General features: G+C 67.8%; 15 protein-coding genes. 11 read left to right on the top strand and 4 right to left on the bottom strand.

Annotated elements, in window-relative coordinates; translation table 11 throughout:
• Positions 1–2: 2 nt before the first annotated feature.
• The 5 genes from cobN to cobJ are packed head-to-tail and all read left to right on the top strand — an operon-like array spanning position 3 to position 6,837.
• A complete protein-coding gene (gene cobN, locus QX041_RS25800; protein ID WP_316166979.1) occupies positions 3–3,422 on the top strand; it encodes a cobaltochelatase subunit CobN in 3,420 nt (1,139 codons plus the stop codon).
• Entirely contained in the window at positions 3,419–4,693 is a 1,275-nt protein-coding gene (gene cobG, locus QX041_RS25795; protein ID WP_316166978.1) for a precorrin-3B synthase, read from the top strand. Before cobN ends, cobG begins: the two co-directional genes overlap by 4 nt.
• Complete coding sequence (locus QX041_RS25790) at positions 4,686–5,318, top strand: precorrin-8X methylmutase (RefSeq protein ID WP_315718437.1); 633 nt, start codon at positions 4,686–4,688, stop codon at positions 5,316–5,318. The genes cobG and QX041_RS25790 overlap by 8 nt, the downstream gene beginning before the upstream one ends.
• Positions 5,315–6,073: a precorrin-2 C(20)-methyltransferase gene (locus QX041_RS25785; RefSeq protein ID WP_316166977.1), complete on the top strand. Its 759-nt coding sequence runs from the start codon at positions 5,315–5,317 to the stop codon at positions 6,071–6,073. The genes QX041_RS25790 and QX041_RS25785 overlap by 4 nt, the downstream gene beginning before the upstream one ends.
• Entirely contained in the window at positions 6,070–6,837 is a 768-nt protein-coding gene (gene cobJ / locus QX041_RS25780; RefSeq protein ID WP_316166975.1) for a precorrin-3B C(17)-methyltransferase, read from the top strand. Before QX041_RS25785 ends, cobJ begins: the two co-directional genes overlap by 4 nt.
• Here cobJ and QX041_RS25775 read toward each other — a convergent pair.
• Positions 6,801–7,574, bottom strand: a complete 774-nt coding sequence (locus QX041_RS25775; protein WP_316166973.1) for a cobalt-precorrin-6A reductase — start codon at positions 7,572–7,574, stop codon at positions 6,801–6,803. The genes cobJ and QX041_RS25775 overlap by 37 nt on opposite strands.
• Before the next feature lie 14 nt (positions 7,575–7,588).
• On the opposite strand from QX041_RS25775, the gene cbiE reads away from it, so the two are divergent.
• Genes cbiE through cobM form a run of 3 tightly spaced genes read left to right on the top strand, consistent with a single transcriptional unit; the run spans position 7,589 to position 9,983 of the window.
• The gene (gene cbiE / locus QX041_RS25770) at positions 7,589–8,824 is read left to right on the top strand and encodes a precorrin-6y C5,15-methyltransferase (decarboxylating) subunit CbiE (RefSeq protein WP_315754517.1); all 1,236 of its coding nucleotides are present in this window, start codon (positions 7,589–7,591) and stop codon (positions 8,822–8,824) included.
• Positions 8,821–9,225 carry a cobalamin biosynthesis protein gene (locus QX041_RS25765; RefSeq protein ID WP_316166972.1) on the top strand — a complete coding sequence of 135 codons (405 nt, stop codon included), beginning with the start codon at positions 8,821–8,823 and terminating at the stop codon, positions 9,223–9,225. Before cbiE ends, QX041_RS25765 begins: the two co-directional genes overlap by 4 nt.
• Complete coding sequence (cobM, locus tag QX041_RS25760; protein WP_315718443.1) at positions 9,222–9,983, top strand: precorrin-4 C(11)-methyltransferase; 762 nt, start codon at positions 9,222–9,224, stop codon at positions 9,981–9,983. Before QX041_RS25765 ends, cobM begins: the two co-directional genes overlap by 4 nt.
• Here the strand turns inward: cobM and QX041_RS25755 are convergent.
• Positions 9,953–11,083: a cobalt-precorrin-5B (C(1))-methyltransferase gene (locus tag QX041_RS25755; RefSeq protein WP_316166971.1), complete on the bottom strand. Its 1,131-nt coding sequence runs from the start codon at positions 11,081–11,083 to the stop codon at positions 9,953–9,955. The two genes, cobM and QX041_RS25755, sit on opposite strands and share 31 nt — an antisense overlap.
• Positions 11,084–11,130: 47 nt before the next feature.
• Here QX041_RS25755 and QX041_RS25750 point away from each other — a divergent pair, with 47 nt between their 5' ends.
• Both QX041_RS25750 and bluB read left to right on the top strand, forming a co-directional pair.
• Positions 11,131–12,471: a cobyrinate a,c-diamide synthase gene (locus tag QX041_RS25750; protein WP_316166970.1), complete on the top strand. Its 1,341-nt coding sequence runs from the start codon at positions 11,131–11,133 to the stop codon at positions 12,469–12,471.
• Positions 12,468–13,124 (top strand): 5,6-dimethylbenzimidazole synthase, encoded by a 657-nt coding sequence (gene bluB / locus QX041_RS25745; protein WP_316166969.1) that lies wholly within the window; start codon positions 12,468–12,470, stop codon positions 13,122–13,124. Before QX041_RS25750 ends, bluB begins: the two co-directional genes overlap by 4 nt.
• Here the strand turns inward: bluB and QX041_RS25740 are convergent, their stop codons facing one another.
• Positions 13,125–13,850 (bottom strand): formyltransferase family protein, encoded by a 726-nt coding sequence (locus QX041_RS25740; RefSeq protein WP_316166968.1) that lies wholly within the window; start codon positions 13,848–13,850, stop codon positions 13,125–13,127.
• An 18-nt stretch (positions 13,851–13,868) separates the two neighbouring features.
• Entirely contained in the window at positions 13,869–15,200 is a 1,332-nt protein-coding gene (locus QX041_RS25735; protein WP_316166967.1) for a hypothetical protein, read from the bottom strand.
• Positions 15,201–16,140: 940 nt separating this feature from the next.
• On the opposite strand from QX041_RS25735, the gene QX041_RS25730 reads away from it, so the two are divergent.
• A complete protein-coding gene (locus QX041_RS25730) occupies positions 16,141–16,845 on the top strand; it encodes an RNA polymerase sigma factor (protein ID WP_315754502.1) in 705 nt (234 codons plus the stop codon).
• Positions 16,846–16,882: the final 37 nt, after the last annotated feature.

Raw genomic sequence — 16,882 nt, 5'->3', positions numbered from 1 at the left:
CGATGCACCTGCTGGCGACGACGGGCGCGGATCTCGACGACCTCGAACAGGCCGTGGATCTTGCACAGTCGCCGGCCGAGATCGTCGTGCTGTCGTTCTCGGACACCGACCTGTCGGCGCTGGCCGAAGCCTGGACCGCGTCGTCAGATGAGCTGCCGAGCCTGCGCCTCGCCAGCTTGAAACGGCTGAAGCATCCGATGTCGGTCGATCTCTATGTCGACCGCGTCGTGCTGAGCGCGCGCGCCGTCGTCGTGCGCTGTCTCGGCGGGCTCGACTATTGGCGCTACGGGCTGGAGCGCATCGCATCGCTTTGTCGCAGCCGCCACATCCTGTTCGCGGCACTGCCGGGTGACGATCGCGCCGACGACAGGCTTGCTGAGCTCTCGACCTTGCCGCAGGACGCGACCTCGCGTCTCTACGGTTATCTGCACGAGGGCGGTGTCGGCAATGCGCGCGAGGCCCTGCGCTATCTCGCGACGCTGCTCGGGCGCGACGCGCAGTTTGCCGAACCGATCGCGATCGGTTCGATCGTCGGCTTCATGCCCGATCGCGGAGCCGTCGGCATCGATGATCTCTGCAGCCCTGATGATGCGCGGCCGAGCGCGCTGATCGTGTTCTACCGTGCGAGCCTGCTCGCTGCCGATACGGCCGGGATGGCTGAGCTGATGCGGGCGATCGAAGCCAAAGGGCTGGCGGCAGTCGCGGTCGCGGTGACCAGCCTGAAGGATCCCAATATCGGGGATGCACTGGCGCGACTCGTCCAGCGCCGGCGTCCTGCGATCATTTTGAACGCCACCGCGTTCTCGGCGCTGCGCGACGACGGCACCACGGTGCTCGACGTGGCCGATGCACCAGTTCTGCAAATCATCCAGGCGCAGAGCACGGAAGAGGCCTGGGCCTCGTCGGCGCGCGGACTGTCGCCGACGGACCTCGCGATGAATGTCGTGCTGCCGGAGCTCGACGGCCGGCTGTTGGCGCGCCCGATTGCGTTCAAGGGCGAGGCGCCGGCGGATGAGCGTCTGCAGTTCAGCGCGATGCGCTATGTGCCTCAACAGGACCGCATTGCTTACGTCGCGCAGCTGGCGGCGCGATGGGCGCAATTGCGGGGGCTGCCGGCCGGCGAGCGGCGCGTGGCGCTGGTGCTCTCCGATTATCCGTCGCGCGGCGGCCGCCGCGGCTACGCCGTCGGTCTCGACACCAGCGCAAGCGCAGCCGCCATTGCGCGGCTGTTGGCGGAGGCGGGGTACGACATCGGCCGTGTAGCGCCGACCACGGACGATATCGAAACGCTGCTGCGGGACGAGGCGGATGAGCTCGTGGTGCCGCTCGCGGCCTATCGGTGTGCTCTGGCGCCGTTGCCGGACGACCTGCAGCGTGCGCTACATGATATCTGGGGAGAGGCGGAAGCGGACCCCGCGTTCCGGGATGGCGCCTTCCATTTTCCGGTGCTGCGTGCGGGAAAACTCCTGATCTTGTTGCAACCGGATCGTGGCAGTCGCGCCGATCGCAAGTCCGGTTATCACGACACCAGCGTGCCGCCGCGGCACGCCTATGTCGCGCTCTATGCATATCTGCGAGAGGCCGAGCGGATCGATGCGCTGATCCATCTCGGTGCGCATGGCACGCTGGAATGGCTGCCGGGCAAGGCGCTGGCGCTGTCAAATGCCTGCTGGCCGGAGGCCGTGCTGGGCCCGCTGCCGGTGATCTACCCCTTCATCGTCAACAATCCCGGCGAAGCGATGCAGGCCAAGCGGCGGTTGTCGGCACTGACGCTCGGGCATCTGACGCCGCCGCTGTCGCAGGCCGGTCTGCACGGATCCCTGCTGGAGCTGGAGGGGCTGGTCGAGGAATATGCCGAGGCGGATGGCCTCGACAAACGCCGCCTGAAACTGCTCGAGGAGGAGATCGTCGCGCGGGCCTGGCAGGGCGGCCTAGCCGCCGATTGCGGGCTCGACCGTGCCATGACCGGACGCGAGGCGATCGCGCAGCTCGACGCGCAGCTCTGCGACATCAAGGAGCTCGCGGTGCGCGACCGCCTGCACGTGTTTGGGGAGGCGCCCGACACGGCGGCGACCGCCCTGCTGGCCGATGCGATCACGGCGGCGATGGGGCAGGCGGTGACGGTCGATCGCGCCGACATCGCCGCACGGATCGCCGCGAGCGCTGCGGCCGAGCGCAGCGCGTTGCTCGCCGCGCTCGATGGCCGGCGCGTTGCTGCCGGTCCCGCCGGAGCGCCGAGCCGCGGCCGTCTCGACGTGCTGCCCACGGGCCGCAATCTGACCGCGATCGATCCGCGCGCGATCCCGACCCGGACCGCGGCCCTGGTCGGCGTACGCGCGGCTGATGAGGTGATCCGGCGCTATTTGCAGGATCATGGCGACTACCCGCGCGCGCTCATGCTCGATCTCTGGGCGTCCGCATCGCTGCGCACGGGCGGCGACGATCTGGCCCAGGCCTTGGCTTATCTCGGCGTGCGGCCGCGCTGGGACCTCAACTCCAATCGGGTCACCGGCGTCGACGTGCTGCCGTTGGCGATGCTCGACCGCCCGCGCATCGATGCGACGCTGCGGATCTCGGGGCTGTTCCGCGACCTGTTCGAAGCGCAGATCGCGCTGTTTGATCTCGCCGTGCAGAAGGTGGCGTCACTCGACGAGGACGATGCCGACAATCCGCTGGCCGCGGCACGGCGGCGCGGCGAGAGCCTGGCGCGCGTGTTCGGCGGCGCACCCGGCAGCTACGGCGCCGTTGCCGCCGACCTCGCGCTCGGGATGGACTGGACGAGCCGGTCGCAGCTCGGCGAAGCGTATCTTGAGAGCACCGCTTACAGTTTCGGCGGAGCGCATGACGGCGTGTCGGCCTCCGACACGTTCCGCGCCCGCGTCCGCAGCGCCGATGCCCTCGTGCATCCGCAGGACGATCGTGAGCGCGACCTCCTCGATGGCGAGGAGGTGGCCGATTTCGCCGGAGGCTTCGCAGCCGCTGCAGCGTCGCTCGGCGCGTCGCCCGTACTGCTGCATCTCGACACCAGCCGTCCGGAGGCGCCCGCGGCGCGGAGCTTCAGCGAGGAGATTGCCCGCGTGGTGCGCGGCCGTCTCACCAATCCGCGCTGGATCTCGGGAATGCTCGCGCATGGCTATCGCGGCGTCGCCGAGATCGCGCAGGGCGTCGACGCGCTCTACGCCTTTGCGGCTACCTCCGACACCGTTGCCGAGCACCTGTTCGATCTGGCGCATGGCGCGCTGCTGCGTGACGAGGCCGTGCTGGACGGCATGACCGCACGCAATCCCGCGGCCGTCGCCGCGATCGTGGCGCGATTCGAAGACGCGCTGCGTCGGCAGCTGTGGGTGCCACGCCGAAATGCCGTCGCCGATGAGCTTGCGCATGCCCGCACGCGCCTGACGCAAGCGGAGAGCGCGTCATGACCGCCTCGGTCGAGATCAAGGGCTGGTGCCCGGGCGCGCGGCGGCCGATGCCGAGCGGCGACGGCCTCATCGTTCGTGTCCGGCCGCATGGCGGCGCGTTGCCGGTGTCGGCGCTGCGTGAGCTTGCCGAGGCCGCTCGGCGCTACGGCAACGGCCAGATCGACCTCACGCGCCGCGCCAATCTGCAAATACGCGGCGTATCGTCCGAGACGCTCGCGCCGCTGTGGGAGCTGATGGCATCGCTCGGCCTGCTCGATGACAGCGCCGAGCTCGAGGCCATCCGCAACATCGTCGTCAACCCGCTGGCGGGACTCGACCCGGCCGAATGGGTCGACATGCGCCCCGTCGCCGCCGAGCTGGAGACGCTGCTGGCCTCGGATCAGGCGCTCCATGCGCTGCCGCCCAAGTTCGGCTTTGCGCTGGACGGTGGCGGCAGGCTGCCGCTGACCGGGCTCGCCGCGGACGTTCGTCTCGTCGCCTGTGGTGGTACTGAGGCGAGGCGGATCGCCGTCGGCATTGCCGGTTCGAACGACGATGTGTGGCTGGGAACGGCAGCCGTGACCGACGCGGCGTCGACGGCCGTTCACCTCGCGCGGCTGGTGCTGCAACACAGCCCGACGCGGCGTTCCGCGACGTTGCAGCCGCAAGCGAGCGCTGCCATCCGCGCCGAACTGGGCCTCGATGTTTCAAACGCCGTCGCGACGGCGTCAGCAACCATTTCGCAGCGACGTTGCGGCGTCATCGCTCTGACGGATCAAATCTGCGCCGTCGGTCTCGGCGTGCCGTTCGGCCGCATTGATAGCGGCACGCTGGCGCGGCTTGCGGCCATGCTTGCGGTACACGATGTCGCCGAGGTCCGCTTGTCACCATGGCGCGCGCTGTATGTCGCCGCGGGTGCCGTGACCGCGGAGCAACTGGCGGCGGATGCCGCCCGGCTCGGCCTGGTCGTCGACGATGCCGGTCCACTGATGCGCATCGACGCCTGCTCGGGCGTCGGCTGCTGTCCATCGACTGGACTGGCGACGCGACAGCATGCCGGCCTGCTCGCGGATGCGATGGCTCGGACCGGATTCAACGGTACGCTGCACGTCTCCGGCTGCGCCAAGGGCTGCGCACGCTCGGCAGCCGCGGACGTCGTGCTGGTCGGCGAGGGCGAGGGTTATCACGTCGTCCGCAACGGCACGGTGAAGAGCGAGCCCTGCGGCATGCTCGATCCCACCGAGATCGACGTCGACGGGCTGTTCGAAACGAAAGAAAAGGCCGATGTCTGAGCTGCGCGACTACATCAAGGACGGCGCGGAGATCTATCGCCGCTCGTTCGCGACCATCCGCGCCGAGGCCGATCTGTCGCGCTTCCGCGGACTGGAAGAGAAGATCGCCGTGCGTATCATCCATGCCTGCGGCATGGTCGAGATCACCTCCGACATCGCGATGTCCGAACATTTCGCCGCCGCGGCGCGGGAGGCGCTCGATCGTGGCGCGCCGATCCTGTGCGATGCCAAGATGGTGGCGCAGGGGATCACGCGGGCGCGGTTGCCGGCGAGGAACGAGATCATCTGCACGCTCGATGCGCACGAGGTGCCGGCGCTCGCCGCGCAGCTCGGCACGACCCGATCCGCAGCAGCGCTGGAGCTGTGGCGGCCGCACCTCGGCGGCGCCCTGGTGGCGATCGGCAATGCGCCGACGTCATTGTTTCATCTGCTCGACATGCTCGATCAGGGCGCGCCGCGACCGGCGGCGGTGATCGGAACGGCTGTGGGGTTCGTGGGAGCCCGCGAGTCCAAGGAGGCGCTCGCGGCCGATGGTCGGGTACCGTATCTGATCGTCAAGGGCCGCAAGGGCGGCAGCGCCATGGCGGTTGCGGCGGTGAATGCGATCGCGAGCGACGTCGAATGAGCCTGCTCGACACCATCGCGGGCTCGGCCGATCCGGGTACGCTGTACGGCATCGGCGTCGGTCCGGGCGACGTTCGCTATCTGACCTTGCGCGCCGCTGGTCTGGTTCGGTCCGTCGATGTGGTGGCGTTCTTTGCCAAGCGCGGCATGGAAGGCAACGCGCGACGGATCGTGGCGCCGTTGATGGAATCCGGCCGCCACGAGCTGCGGCTCGAATATCCGGTCACGGAGGAATTGCCCGTCGCCGACTTGTCCTATCAGTCCCAGATCGCCGATTTCTACCGGCGCGCGTCGGAGAGCATCACCGCGCATCTTGCGGCGGGGCGATCGGTCGGTCTGCTGTCCGAAGGCGACCCGTTCTTCTACGGCTCGTTCATGCATATGTGGCGGCGGCTCGAGCGCGATCATCCGGTCGAGGTCGTCCCGGGCGTCACCGGCATGTCCGGCTGCTGGACCAAGGCCAATGTTCCCATCACCTGGGGCGACGATGTCCTGTCCGTGCTGCCGGGCACGCTGGGCGAGGACGTCCTGCATGACCGGCTGACGCGTTGCGAGGCCGCCGTCATCATGAAGGTCGGGCGCAACCTTGCTAAAGTGAAGCGCGCGATCATCAGCGCCGGATTGCTCGATCGCGCGCTCTATGTCGAGCGCGGCACGATGGAGGCGCAGCGTGTCGCGCCGCTGGCCGAGGTGCAACTGGACCGCGGCCCCTATTTCTCGATGATCCTGATCCCCGGACAAGGGCGTCGGCTATGACGGGTACGCTGACGATCGTGGGCGTCGGCCCGGGGCGGGCCGAACTGATCACGCCGGCCGCCGCGGCCGCCATCGCAGGCGCGACCGATCTGATCGGCTATGGACCGTATCTCGACAGGGTGACCACGACGAGTCCGGGTCAAATCCGGCACGCCAGCGACAATCGCGTCGAGCTCGACCGCGCCCGCCACGCACTCGCGCTCGCAAGCGACGGCAAGCAGGTCGCGGTGGTGTCCGGCGGTGATCCCGGCGTGTTCGCGATGGCCGCGGCGGTGTTCGAAGCGGTCGAGGCGGGACCGGCGGCGTGGCGTGACCTCGACATTCGCGTCGAGCCTGGTGTCACCGCGATGCTGGCGGCGGCGGCCGAGGTCGGGGCGCCGCTCGGTGGCGACTTCTGCGCGATCTCGCTGTCCGACAATCTCAAGAGCTGGACGACCATCCGCCGCCGCCTCGAGGCGGCGGCCGCCGCCGACTTCGTCATCGCGCTGTATAATCCGCTGTCCAAGGCGCGACCTCATCAGCTGGGCGAGGCGTTCGCGCTGCTGCGGCGGATCAAGCCGGCTTCGACCGTCGTCGTCATCGTGCGGGCCGCGGGCAGTGGTGATGTCCGACGGATCGTCACCACCTTGGGCGAGGTCGATCCCGGCAAGGCGGACATGCGAACGCTCGTGCTGATCGGATCGACCGCCACGCGCCTGATCGCGCGCGAGGGAAAGGCGCCCTACGTCTATACGCTGCGCCGCGAGGTCGAGGGCGGCGCATGAGCCAGTCGTGCTTCCAGCCACTGCAACGCGGCTCGCGCGCCGTCCAGCGCGACGCCCTGCGGCTTGTCGGGTCGGGCGATCATCACCACGGGAATCGCGAGCCGTCGCGCGGCTGCGATCTTCGGATAGGTCGCGGCGCCTCCGGAGTTCTTCGACACCACGAAGGCGATGCGCTCCTGGGTCAGAAAGGCTTCCTCTGTCGCCTCGTCGAAAGGCCCGCGATCGTGGACGAAGCGAATGTCGGGCGGCAACGCGACGTCGCCAGGCGGATCGATGGTTCGCGCGACGTAGTGATGCTGAGGGGCTGCTGCGAAGGCTGCGAGCTCCAGGCGACCAAGGCTGAGGAACACACGCGCCGGATCTGCTCCGAGCGCGGAAGCCGCGTCGTCGGCACTGCTGACCTCGATCCAGCGGTCGCCGTCCTGACGTTGCCATGCCGCGCGCCGGATCGACGCCAGCGGCACCGACAGCGCATGGCAGGCTGCAACCGCATGTCGCGAGATCTGGTCGGCGTAGGGATGCGTGGCATCGACGACGGCGTCAATTGCATGATCGCGCAGCCAGGCTTCCAGTCCGGCGATGCCGCCGAAGCCGCCGATGCGCGTCGGCAGCGGCTGCGGTTTGGGCGAAGCGGTGCGGCCGGCGAGCGAGAGCGTCGCTGCGAACCGGTCGTCGCCGGCGAGCAGCTTCGCCAGCTCCGAAGCCTCGGTCGTCCCGCCGAGAATGAGGATGCGCATGCGGGGCAGGATCCATGGTGAACTCGGCCGCAACTTGCAACGCGCAGCGCTGGCTGTCCATCGTCGGGATTGGCGAGGATGGTGTTGACGGTCTCTCAACGTCTGCACGACGTCTCATCGCGCAGGCGGCGCTCGTGGTCGGCGGCGCGCGCCATCTCGAGCTTGCGGCGCCGTTGATTGCGGGGGAACGGCTGGCGTGGCCCAGCCCGCTGAAGCTCGCGTTCGACCAGATCGCGGCGCGACGGGGAGAGCCCGTCGTCGTTCTCGCAAGCGGCGATCCTTTCAACTACGGCGTCGGCAAGCAGATGATGCAGCGTTTCGCGTCCGCCGAGATGCTTTGCGTCCCGCAGCCCTCGGCCTTCAGCCTCGCGGCGGCACGGCTCGGCTGGCCGCTGCAGGATGTGGCGCAGGTGACGCTGCACGGCCGCCCGCTCGAAGGGATCATCCGCCATCTCGCGCCGGCGGCGCGCATTCTGGCCCTGGCCTGGGACGGTTCCACTGCCGCACGGCTCGCCGCGCTGCTGACCTCACGCCGCATGGGACGCTCGCGCCTGACGGTGCTGGAAGCGATCGGCGGCGCGCACGAACGGGTGCGCAGCGCGTCGGCCGACGCGTTCGATCTCTCTGATATTCATCCGCTGACGACGATCGCGATCGATGTCGACGCGGAGGTTGATGCGCCCGTGATCCCGCTGACCGCCGGTCTTGCCGATGACCTGTTCGAGCATGACGGCCAGTTGACCAAGCGCGAGGTCCGCGCCGTGACGTTGTCGGCCCTGGCGCCGCGTCCGGGCGAGCTGTTGTGGGACGTCGGGCTGGGCTCGGGTTCGGTGGCAATCGAGTGGCTGCTGCGTCATGGCTCGTTGCGCGCAATCGGCATCGAGGCGCGCCAGGACCGGGCCGACCGGGCGATGCGCAACGCGCTGGCGCTCGGCACTCCCGAGCTGACACTGGTGACGGGGCGCGCGCCAGCGGTGCTGGCGGATCTCGAAACGCCGGATGCGGTCTTCATCGGCGGCGGCATTTCGGAAGCGGGGGTGTTCGAAGCCGTCTGGTCGCGGTTGAAACCCGGCGGCCGCCTCGTCGCCAACGTGGTGTCGCTCGAAGGCGAGACGCGGCTGAGCGCGTTGTTCGGTCAGCATGGCGGTGAACTGATCCGCATCGCCGTTTCGCGCATCGAGCCGGTTGGCCGCATGCATGGCTGGCGGCAGGCCATGCCGATCACGCAGTGGCGGGTGACGAAGCCATGATCGCGCTCGGGATTGGTTGCCGGCGTGCCGCCGACGTCGCAGATATCGAGGCGGTCATCGCGCATGCGCTCTCGCTTGCGCGCCTCGCGCCCGCAGACGTGGCGGTGCTCGCCACTGCGGCTGACAAGGCCAGTGAGCCTGGCGTGATCTGCGCCGCGCAGCGGCTTGGCCGTCCGCTCGTCGCCATCGCCTCTGCTGACATGGCGGCTGTTGCCGATCGCGCGATCACGCGGAGCGATCGCGTCAGGTGCTTGAAGGGTGTACCTTCGGTTGCCGAGACGGCGGCGCTCGCTGCCGCTGGCGTGAATGCCCGGCTGATTCTCGCGCGCGTCGCAAACGCCGTAGCGACCTGCGCGGTGGCGGAGGGCGACGGCGCCATTGTTGCGGAGCCTGCCTCATGACGGTGCATTTCGTTGGCGCGGGTCCAGGCGCGCCGGACCTGATCACCTTGCGCGGCCGCGACCTGATCGCGCGCTGCCCGGTGTGTCTCTATGCGGGCTCGCTGGTCCCTCGGGCGCTGCTCGATCATTGTCCACCCGGCGCGCGTATCGTCGACACGGCACCGATGTCGCTCGACGAGATCGTCGCCGAAATCGAGCGCGCCACGCTCGCGGGCGAAGATGTGGCGCGACTGCATTCCGGCGATCTCTCGATCTGGAGCGCACTCGGCGAGCAATTGCGGCGCCTCGATGCGTTGCGGATCCCGTACACGATCACACCGGGCGTGCCGTCGTTCGCGGCGGCTGCCGCCGCGCTTGGCCGCGAACTGACCTTGCCGGGCCTCGCCCAATCGGTGGTGCTCACGCGGACGTCCGGCCGCGCGTCGGCCATGCCGGAGACGGAGCAGCTCTCGCTGTTCGCGCAGTCGCGCGCCACGCTCGCCATCCATCTCTCGATCCACGTTCTCGATAGAGTCGTTGACGAGCTGCGGCCGCATTACGGCGACGACTGCCCGGTGGCGATCGTCTATCGCGCGAGCTGGCCGGATCAGTTGGTCCTGACCGGCACGCTGGCGACGATCGTCGGACAAGCCGCGGCTTCCGCCGTGGAGCGGACCGCGCTGATCCTCGTGGGCCGCGCGCTCGCAGCCGAGGATTTTCGCGACAGCGCGCTGTACGATACCGGCTATCAGCGGCGCTTCCGGGGGAGGGGCGAATGAGCCGGTCCCTGACTTTGTCCCACCAGCCGGCCGTCACGGTCGAACACGGCGACGTCGAGGACCATGTCGTTGTCGCCCAGCGCACGCCGCGCCGTCTTCCAGGCGGCGAGCGCGACGGCCTCGCCGGCGGGAAATCCGACCCGCTCGGCCTCCTGCAGCACCTGCAGCGCGGTGTTGGCCGTGCGTGCGCTCGTGACCAGCGTGGCCGGCGCCCCCGCGTCATGCAGCGTGTTCGCGAGCCAGCCGAGATCGACCTCGCCGGCGCGCGAATGCAGGTCGAGCAGGCCCTGGCCGAGCTTGGTCATCTTGGCGAAGCCGCCGGCCACGGTGACGCGGGCGACCGGATGCCGGCGCAGATATTTCAACATGCCGCCGGCGAAATCGCCCATGTCGATCAGCGCCGTCTCCGGCAGGCCATGGAGCTGCTGCACGGCCTTCTCGGACGTGCTTCCCGTCGCGCCGGCGATGTGCGGCAGGCCAGCCGCGCGCGCGACGTCGATACCGCGATAGATGGAGTGGATCCAGGCAGCACAACTGAACGGCACCACGATTCCCGTGGTGCCGAGGATCGACAGGCCGCCGACAATGCCGAGCCGCGGGTTCAGCGTCTTCCTGGCGAGCTCCTCGCCGCCGGGAATGGAGATCTCGACGGCCACATCGCGCGCCGCGCCGAGCGCGGCAGCGGCCTCATTGATCGCCGCCGCGATCATCTCGCGCGGCACCGGATTGATCGCAGGTTCTCCCGGCGGCAGCGGCAATCCCGGTCGCGTCACTGTGCCGACGCCGGGGCCGGCGCGGAACGTCACGCCGGACTTGTCTGCACCGCGCTGCAGAGTCGCTTTGACCAGCGCACCGTGCGTGACATCAGGATCGTCGCCGGCGTCCTTGACCACGCCCGCGGTTGCCTTGGTGCCGTCGGCCTCATGCATCGCGATCGCAAAGCCGACGCGACGTCCGCCCGGCAGGGCGATCTCGACCATGGCAGGACAGTTGCCCGTGATCAGCAGCTCGTAGGCGGCGCGCGCCGCGGCCGTGGCGCAGCTGCCGGTCGTCCAGCCACGCTTCAGCGGTCGGTTCGGCGGATCCACGGTTTCCATCATGTCCGCTCGCATAGCACATTTTGCCATGCCTCGACGGCGTTGCGGCCATGACCATGGTGGCGCCCAACGGAATCATCGTCGCCGCGCCGCGTTCCGGCGCCGGCAAGACGACGGTCACGCTCGGGCTGTTGCGTGCGCTCAGCCGGCGCGGCGCGCGCGTGCAACCCTTCAAATGCGGTCCGGACTATATCGATCTCGCCTATCACACGGCCGCTGCAGGACGGACGAGCTACAATCTCGACGGCTGGGCGATGTCGGCGCGGCAACTGCTCGGGCTTGCCTGCAGCGTTGCCGCCGACGCCGATATCGCCATCATCGAGGGCGTCATGGGCCTGTTCGATGGTGCGTCACATCCCGGGCGCGCGGGCAGCGGCTCGGCCGCGGATCTCGCAGCCCTGACCGGCTGGCCAGTCGTGCTCGTTCTCGATGTCAGTGGGCAGACCGAGACGGCCGCCGCCGTCGCGCTCGGCTGCGCGCGTTTTCGCGACGATGTTCGCGTGGCCGGGGTGATCCTCAATCGGGTCGCGAGCGAGCGCCACCGAGCGCTCATCGAGCCGGCGTTCGCGGCTATCGGAATCAAGGTCCTCGGCGCTCTGGCGCGGGACGCGCAATTGACCTTGCCGGAACGTCATCTCGGCCTGGTCCAGGCCCAGGAGATCACGGCCATCGAGGCCCATCTCGAGCGTCTCGCGGCCAGCGTGTCCGGATCGGTCGATCTCGACGCGCTGCTCGCTCTCGCGAACCCGATCCGCGCGCCCGATCTGGCGGCGCAGACATCCAGCCTCGGCCTCAAACCGCCCGGACAGCGCATCGCGTTCGCAGCAGATGCCGCCTTCTCGTTCAGCTATCCGCACCTCCTCCGGCACTGGCGCGCTCAGGCCGCGGAGACCATTCCGTTCTCGCCGTTGAACGACGAGGCTCCCGATCCCGCAGCCGACGCGGTCTGGCTGCCAGGCGGCTATCCCGAATTGCACGCGGGACGGTTGGCCTCGGCGCGGTCGTTCCTCGATGCGTTGCGCGCGATGGCGTTACGCGGCGTGCCGATCCACGGTGAGTGCGGCGGCTACATGACGCTGGGGACAGGACTCGAGGATGCTCACGGTGTCCGGCATGCGATGGCCGGGCTGCTGTCGCTGGAAACGTCGTTCGCGCGCCGCCGCCTGCATCTCGGCTATCGTCAAGCGACGCTCTTGGCCGACTGCAGTCTCGGCGGAAGAGGGGCCGTCGTTCACGGTCACGAATTCCACTATGCAACCATCCTGAGCGAGGCAGACGATCCGCTGATCGCGTGCCGCGATGCGTCGGGCGGCGTTGTCGCCGAGCACGGCGCCCGGCGCGGGTCGGTGACCGGATCGTTCCTGCACGTCCTGAGCGGGGAGGGCGCATGAGCGAGCCAGGCCGAAGCCCTCCGCAGTTCGACGCGACATTCCGGCAGCGCTTTGCCGAGCTGGTGCGCTGGCGTCGCGACGTCCGCCGTTTCCGCGCCGATCCGGTCTCCCCAGAGCTGATCGAACAGTTGCTCGCGCTCGCGTCCCATGCGCCATCCGTCGGCTTCTGCCAGCCCTGGCGGTTCGTGCTCGTCGAGAGCCCTGAGCGCCGCGCGACGGTCATCGAGAACTTCCAGCACGCGAACCAGGCCGCGCTCGCCGGCTATGATGGTGAGCGCCGCGCGCTCTATGCAAGCCTCAAGCTGGAAGGCTTGACGCAGGCGCCGGTCCATCTCGCTGTCTGTGCCGACGAGGGCGCTGCCACCGGTCATCGTCTCGGCCGCGCCACGATGCCGGAAACGCTCCGCTACTCGGTGGTGGCGGCGATCCAGACGTTCTGGCTGGCAGCGCGCGCGGAAGGTCTCGGCGTCGGCTGGGTGTCGATCCTGGACCCGGCGGCTGTCTGTCGTGAACTCGAGTTGCCGTCCGACTGGAGCCTGATTGCGTATCTCTGCGTCGGCTGGCCGCAGGAGGAGCATGACGATCCCGAGTTGGAACGTCACGGCTGGGAAACGCGGCTCGACCAGACCGTGGTCAAGCCGCTCAAGCGCTAGTCACGATGCGAGCGCCAACGCCGGTGCGTCAACCGTCATCGGCTCGCCGACAGCGTCCGCGGCGCGCATGAGCTGAAACCGTGTGCCGTGCAGGTTGAGGGTCAGTGGAATGCCGCGGAAATCGTCGTGAAAGGCGCGGATGCGGCGCGCCATTTCGGCCGGATCGATGTCGACGGGCATGTCGCACATGGCGGCGTACATCTGCCGGGTGCTCTTCGCGCCGCTCCAACCGGTGCCGAGTGCCGGCAGCGGGCCGGCATGGCAGGCGAGGTCGCGCGACATCCGCCAGAACAGATAGGCGAGCCGCACGAACGTCATCTGCTCCAAGCCGCGGACATCCACGCCTTGCGGGATGTCGAACGTCTCGACACCGACGATCGCGCCGCAGTCGACCCGGGTCTCCATCGCATGGGCCGTCGCGCCGAAGCGCGTCGCACCGTCGTACATCGCGAAATGGGCCGGTGCCCAGCCGGGATAATCCGGCGGGCCCGGATGAAAATTGTAGGCGCCGTGGCCGAGCGCCTGAAGGATGGCGGCGGGCACGATGACGCCGGTCGTGAAGGCAAGCAGGCGGGATCTGCCGAGCACGTCGCGCTCGATGGCTTCGATGTCCTGCAGGCTGACCGCGAAACGGAATGCGAGGGCAGGGTTGTGCGCCCGCAGGAGCTCCGACAATGCGAGCTGCTGGTCGCGGCTGCCGGTGAGAAGGATGATGGTGTCGAACATGATTTGTCCTGGCTGGCGTCAGTGGCGATGGGCGTTGAAGCTGGCGGGCCGGCGCGTCGCTTCCGAGGCGGCGGTGGCGGCGAACAGATCGGCCGGCAGTTCCTGACCGGGGATGATCTCGAGCACCATGTTGTCGGCCAGCAAGGCGGCCTCTCTCGCGATGCGAACCTCCGGCGGCCACGAGCACAGCGAAAGCTCGAGGCGGCCAAAGCCGCCGCAATCGGCGACGAAGGCGCTCGTCAGCCTCTCGATGCTGTCCGCCGTTGCGCGTGCGCTACTGCGTTCGACGTCGCGCAGGATGACCGTGATGCCCCGGTCGGATTTCGCTCTCGAGCGCACCACGAGCAGCGACTCCAGCGCGCCGACGCGCCCAGCCCGCCGCGGCGACCGCGCCACCTCGGCAAAGTCCGGGTCGGGACCAAGATCAGCCTTGGTCGGCTTCAGATTGTGCACGATCGTCGCGTTGCGGACACCGGCTTCCCCTGCAACGGCATGAAAGCTGCGGGGAAGCCAGACCGTGTCGAGCGCGATCTGAGACGTTACCGCACTCCAGGCCTGGTCGATCAGATAGCCGCCCCAGACATCGGGGTATGACGAGGCGATCTGACGCCAGGTCGTCAGCATTGTCTCGGCCGCCTCGGAGCGACCGAAATAGAGGGTGCGCGGCGACATCTCCCAGCCGTTCCACTTGTGGACGGCGAAGTCGCAGCCCGTCAGATGAGGAAGGTCCGGGGAGGCTTGAAACATCACGTCGGCCTCGACGTACAACAGCGGCTCGCGGTGACGCTGCCACATCCGCGCGATGAAGTCGGCCTTGTCGGCAGCGCTCAGACGCTCGCCGGGGCGTCGATCGATCGCCTCGATGTCGAATGGGAGCCCGAACCGCTGCAGCGAGCGTCTGAGATGATAGACGTGCAGGTCGCCGACCGTCGTTGGATGGCAGGACACGACACGCATCGCGGTTGCGGGTGCCGCCTCCGGAGCAGGCCAGTCGCGGCCGCCCCACCACAATTCATGCGGACCGTCGGCTGAGGTGCCGACGGTACCGAACGCGGTCAACTTGGATTTCAGGAAATCGAACGCAGGATTTTCGCCGAAGGGGATGACCACGGCGTCATACGTTGTCAGCGAGCCATGCAGCAGTTCGGCACCCGCGCCCGTCGGCGGGTCGAGCAGGACGACCGTACGGCCACGGCCAAGCGATGGACGGTCGCCGCAGTGAATCGGCGGCCCGAACGTCCGCGACAGCCATTGGAGACGACGACCTTGCTGCTGACCGAGCTTGACGCCAAGAGCGCGCAGGGCTTGCAGCGGGTCGTCGTCAATGGTCTTCGGGTCTTGTCGCGTCATGCCGGGTCCTCCTGCACAATCAAACGGACCACGTCAGCCAATCAGGCGCGTCGATCGCGCATGTGCTTGCACTGATGAATTGCGATGATGCGCGTAGGACGAGGCTCTCGACACGGAAAACGCGAACTTCGTTTCGCAATGTTGCCGGGCGCGCCGCTCGAAACCCGAACGGTTGAATCGACATCGTGATTGCAGAAGCGGAAGTACGAGCATTCGCGTCCGGTCTGATCAAGTTGACCAGCACTGACGTGAGCGATTGGGCGCGCAAAAGCGATCGCTGCGCGGATCCCGCGCTTCACGCTGATACGTTGAACGCAACTCCGCTCCGGAGAGTTTGTATCGATCGAAACATTCAGCAACATTCGGTGACGCTATGGACATCGATGGACATCCAGGCGCGTGTCGATGGCGCGCGACGCATCACGTCGTTCGCTTCATTTGTCGCGTCACCAGCAACTACAACGTAAGAACGCGACAGATCAGGCGCGTCATGTCGCAAAAATCGTCACGCGATTCAAAAATCGCGTCTGCGGCAACTGACAGAGTCGAAAAATGAGATAATTTCGTCGAGGTGATTCGGAAAAAATTGCCGGGCGAGATGATCGTTTCGCAAGAATTCCGGACCTTGCGCGAGCGCGGATTTGGCGTGCGCGGTACGCATCCACGGATGCTGTTAGTAAGCGTTGCGGCTCGCGTTTTCTGCTGAATTCGTCTTCCGGAATGAAATCCCCGCCATGCCGAACATCGGCCTTTCCTTCTCAACGACCGTCGAGCGCTCGATCCGCGTGCGGCAGAATTTGCCTGTCCCTAGGCAAAACATTCCATCTAACTACCTGAAAAGTCACAAAAAATCTTCGCCTGCTTCTCTCGATCGCAGCGTTCAACGATCGGAAGCCGTCTGCGAATTGCGTAGTCGGCATTGCGGGTTGGAGATTCGGAAATGAGCTACGCGCTGGACGTCTGGGCCCCGGCCGATGGCGTATCTTCGAAGGAGCCGGAGGCGCCGGACGTTGCGACGCTGCTGTCGAGCGAGTCGGCCAGCACCGTTCCCGACTCCGCGCCGCCAGGCGAGGCCGCGATCTTTGATGAGGACAAGGATCTGCTCGACCGGCTGGCCACCGGGGAGGAACTCGCATTTCGTCTCCTCGTCGAGCGCCACATCGACCGCGCCTATGCGATTGCGTTGCGCATCGTCGGCAATGCCGCCGATGCAGAGGACGTCGTGCAGGATACGATGTTGAAGGTCTGGACGCACCGCGGGCGGTGGCAGCACGGCCGCGCCAAATTCTCGACCTGGCTCTATCGCGTCGTCAGCAACCGCTGCATCGACATCCGGCGCAAGCCGCGGACCGAGAATGTCGATGTGGTGCCCGAGGTTGCGGACGGCAAGCCGGATGCAGTGAGCGTCATCGAGCGTGCGGAGCTCAGCGACCTCCTGGAAGGAGCGATGCAGCGGCTTCCGGAACAGCAACGGATCGCTGTGATCCTGTCGTATCACGAGAACATGAGCAACGGCGAGATCGCCGAGGTGATGGACACGACAGTGGCCGCCGTGGAGTCGCTGTTGAAACGGGGGCGCCAGCATCTGCGCGACATGCTGCGGCGTCACGAGCGCGACATTCGCGGCGCCTTCACGGATTGCTAACCATAAAAATCCCGTCGCGGGAGAATTCCCGCCTGAT

The organism is Bradyrhizobium sp. SZCCHNRI2009 (assembly GCF_032485115.1).
GTDB lineage: Bacteria > Pseudomonadota > Alphaproteobacteria > Rhizobiales > Xanthobacteraceae > Bradyrhizobium.
The sequence above is the reverse complement of the archived record's forward strand: the minus strand, read 5'-3'. Positions and strand labels throughout refer to the sequence as shown.

Bases quoted from the DNA above. Each gene is read 5' to 3' on its own strand.
- cobN (WP_316166979.1), top strand. From the start codon at position 3: ATGCACCTGCTGGCGACGACGGGCGCGGATCTCGACGACCTCGAACAG.
- cobG (WP_316166978.1), top strand. From the start codon at position 3,419: ATGACCGCCTCGGTCGAGATCAAGGGCTGGTGCCCGGGCGCGCGGCGG.
- QX041_RS25790 (WP_315718437.1), top strand. From the start codon at position 4,686: ATGTCTGAGCTGCGCGACTACATCAAGGACGGCGCGGAGATCTATCGC.
- QX041_RS25785 (WP_316166977.1), top strand. From the start codon at position 5,315: ATGAGCCTGCTCGACACCATCGCGGGCTCGGCCGATCCGGGTACGCTG.
- cobJ (WP_316166975.1), top strand. From the start codon at position 6,070: ATGACGGGTACGCTGACGATCGTGGGCGTCGGCCCGGGGCGGGCCGAA.
- QX041_RS25775 (WP_316166973.1), bottom strand. From the start codon at position 7,574: ATGCGCATCCTCATTCTCGGCGGGACGACCGAGGCTTCGGAGCTGGCG.
- cbiE (WP_315754517.1), top strand. From the start codon at position 7,589: ATGGTGAACTCGGCCGCAACTTGCAACGCGCAGCGCTGGCTGTCCATC.
- QX041_RS25765 (WP_316166972.1), top strand. From the start codon at position 8,821: ATGATCGCGCTCGGGATTGGTTGCCGGCGTGCCGCCGACGTCGCAGAT.
- cobM (WP_315718443.1), top strand. From the start codon at position 9,222: ATGACGGTGCATTTCGTTGGCGCGGGTCCAGGCGCGCCGGACCTGATC.
- QX041_RS25755 (WP_316166971.1), bottom strand. From the start codon at position 11,083: ATGATGGAAACCGTGGATCCGCCGAACCGACCGCTGAAGCGTGGCTGG.
- QX041_RS25750 (WP_316166970.1), top strand. From the start codon at position 11,131: ATGACCATGGTGGCGCCCAACGGAATCATCGTCGCCGCGCCGCGTTCC.
- bluB (WP_316166969.1), top strand. From the start codon at position 12,468: ATGAGCGAGCCAGGCCGAAGCCCTCCGCAGTTCGACGCGACATTCCGG.
- QX041_RS25740 (WP_316166968.1), bottom strand. From the start codon at position 13,850: ATGTTCGACACCATCATCCTTCTCACCGGCAGCCGCGACCAGCAGCTC.
- QX041_RS25735 (WP_316166967.1), bottom strand. From the start codon at position 15,200: ATGACGCGACAAGACCCGAAGACCATTGACGACGACCCGCTGCAAGCC.
- QX041_RS25730 (WP_315754502.1), top strand. From the start codon at position 16,141: ATGAGCTACGCGCTGGACGTCTGGGCCCCGGCCGATGGCGTATCTTCG.